Here is a 2,778-nt window from a genome sequence, read left to right as displayed (position 1 = left end):
GAACCTAACCCTTCTAATTTTTATGGTGACAGCAAGTGGCAGGCTGAAAAAAAATTAAAAATGCTGAGGGATGAAAATTTAAAAATAGTTTTTGTTCGACCACCAATGATATATGGACCAAACAGTAGAGGAAATTATCAGCAATTGGTTAAGATTGCAAAAAGGATTCCTGTTTTTCCAAATGTTAAAAACGAAAGGTCTATGTTAAACATTTTTAGATTATGTGAGTTTATCAAGAATAGAGTGGACAATTCTGATGAAGGAATATTTTTCCCACAAGATGACCAATATGTTAGAACAAGTTATATGGTAAGGGATTTAGCGCTAGAACATGGAAAGAAAATTTATTTGTTTTCGTGGTTAAATTGGCTAATCTATTTAATGGGGTATTTTCCAGGGAAAGTAGGCAAAATAGTCAATAAAGCTTTTGGCAATTTAGTATATGATAAAGATACTAAAAGCAGTTTCTAAATAAAATAATTATTTATTGATTAAAAGGAGTAGTAATGTATACTAATTATTCAGTTTTAATGTCTGTTTATTCGAAGGAATCACCTCTTTTTTTAAAGCAAAGTATAGAGAGTGTCTCTTATACACATCTAGATGTGTATAAGAGACAGATTTTGTTTGGAGTAGGTAGTGGGAACAACTCCAAGGAGATAACTAAGTATACCCAAACTGTCTCTTATACACATCTAGATGTGTATAAGAGACAGGTTTAATACCAAAGTTAGTGAGCAATCCATTTTGTTTGGAGTAGGTAGTGGGAACAACTCCAAGGAGATAACTAAGTATACCCAAATGTTATATAAACGAGTTTTGTCCAGAGATTATGTTCATAGTGTTAGAGATCAAGCTACTAAAAATATGTTGGATAGTATAGGAGTTCAATCAGTTGTTACAGGGTGTCCTACTTTATGGAACCTGGATGAATATAAATGCTCTAAAATACCACAAGAAAAAAGCGAGAATGTTTTGTTTACTTTGACTCATTATACAACATTTAGAAACTACACATCTAGATGTGTATAAGAGACAGGTATAGAGAGTATTCTTAACCAAACGATAAAAACTAACGATTTTGTTATTGTGTTAGATGGTTTACTAACACGAGAGTTGAATGAAATTCTTTGTTACTATAAAGACAATTATGACTGTATAAATCTTGTTCAACTTGAGGAAAATATTGGATTAGGTTTGGCGTTAAATAAAGGTTTGAAACTATGTAAAAATGAATTGGTGGCAAGAATGGACAGTGATGATATATCTTTGCCAAATAGATGTGAAAAACAATTGGATAGGTTTAACGCAGAAAAGAATTTAAGTGTGTTGGGAACTCAAATTGCTGAATTTTATGAAGTACCTACAAAAACTGAAAGTATGCGTATTGTCCCTACAGCTTACAGTGAGATACTTAAATTTTCAAAGCGTAGAAGTCCATTTAATCATCCCACTGTTATGTATAAAAAAACGGAAATATTACATCTAGGCGCATACAGTGATATAAAAAGAAAAGAAGATTTAGACTTATTTCTCCGAGTTCTTTCTGAGGGAATGTATGCGGAAAATTTAAGAGAAGTAGGACTTTACTTCAGATCAAATCGAGATAATTATCTTAGACGAAAAGATAAAGTGAATTGTATAAATTATATCAAAACAATTTATAGATATACAAAAAAGGGATACTGTAGTTATACCGATTTTATATTTGTTTTATTCAGCCAAATTTTCTTTTTGATAGCACCTAAACATATAATGAAATTAGTGTCTGATAAATTTTTAAGGAGTAAAGTCTAAATGAAGAAACGTAATCAAGTAATTGAATTAATTAAAAAGAAAATGCCTTTGAATGTGAAATTAAAGATAATTAATCTAATGATGACTAAAAAATTTAAAAGTAAAGAAAAGCTTTTTTTTAAGCCCAGTCCTAAGCCTCGAATATTTTTAATGCTTGCAACTGATTATCCTAATTTAGGAGATCATGCACTAACCATTTCTCATAAAGAGTTTTTACTTGAAAATTTCGGTGATTATGAAGTTGTAGAATTCTTTGTAAATGAGACGATAGAAGCGGTGAATTCCATGAAAGAAATGATTAAAACCGAAGATATAATTACACTTAAAGGCGGAGGGAATATAGGTATTGAATATTTCAGAGAAGAGTTGTTGAGAAGATACATAATTAACAATTTTCCTGAAAATAAGATTGTACTTTTCCCGCAAACTGTATTTTTCCCGGAAACTCAATTAGGTATCAGAGAAGAAAATGAAACAATGAAGGTTTTTAAAAAACATAAAAATTTACGAATTTTTGTAAGAGATGAAAAGTCATATAATATTCTTAAAACTCACTCCATTAGAAATGTGAGTCTAGTACCCGATATTGTTTTCTCATATAGTACAAATTACCAGAATAAATATGATAGAAATAATAAAAATATTTTATTGTGCTTGAGGAATGATCGAGAAAAATCAGATGAGAGAATTGCTCAGAAAGAAATGGAAGAATTTCTATTGAATCTGTCTTATAAGGTTTCTGAAACTGATACGGTTGTAAAATATGATATTGATAAAAAAAATCGGTATAATGAATTGAACGGAAAATTAAAACAATTTAGTGAGTCAAGACTAGTAGTTACAGATAGACTACATGGAATGATATTTTGTTATATAACAGGCACTCCTTGCATTGTTCTTAAAACATATAATCATAAAGTAACTGGACAATATGAATGGATTAAGGATAGTAATTTCATTAAGTTTGCATCTAATATGACC

The 2,778-nt window shown here is 29.8% G+C and carries 4 protein-coding genes; all 4 read left to right on the top strand.

What is annotated here, in order from left to right; all coding sequences use genetic code 11:
• On the top strand, positions 1-471 hold a 471-nt coding region (locus A5877_RS03020; protein ID WP_176273407.1), incomplete at its 5' end, for an SDR family oxidoreductase.
• Positions 472-699: 228 nt separating this feature from the next.
• Positions 700-1,032: a polysaccharide pyruvyl transferase family protein gene (locus A5877_RS17460; RefSeq protein ID WP_086316345.1), complete on the top strand. Its 333-nt coding sequence runs from the start codon at positions 700-702 to the stop codon at positions 1,030-1,032.
• 9 nt (positions 1,033-1,041) lie between these two features.
• Positions 1,042-1,797, top strand: coding sequence for a glycosyltransferase (locus A5877_RS03005; RefSeq protein ID WP_086316344.1), 756 nt, complete (start codon positions 1,042-1,044; stop codon positions 1,795-1,797).
• Positions 1,798-2,778, top strand: a 981-nt coding sequence (locus A5877_RS03000) for a polysaccharide pyruvyl transferase family protein (RefSeq protein WP_086316343.1), incomplete at its 3' end; no start/stop codon positions are given.

This window comes from Enterococcus sp. 3C7_DIV0644 (genome assembly GCF_002141235.1).
GTDB classification, from domain to species: Bacteria; Bacillota; Bacilli; order Lactobacillales; family Enterococcaceae; genus Enterococcus_D; species Enterococcus_D entomosocium.
The sequence above is the reverse complement of the archived record's forward strand: the minus strand, read 5'-3'. Positions and strand labels throughout refer to the sequence as shown.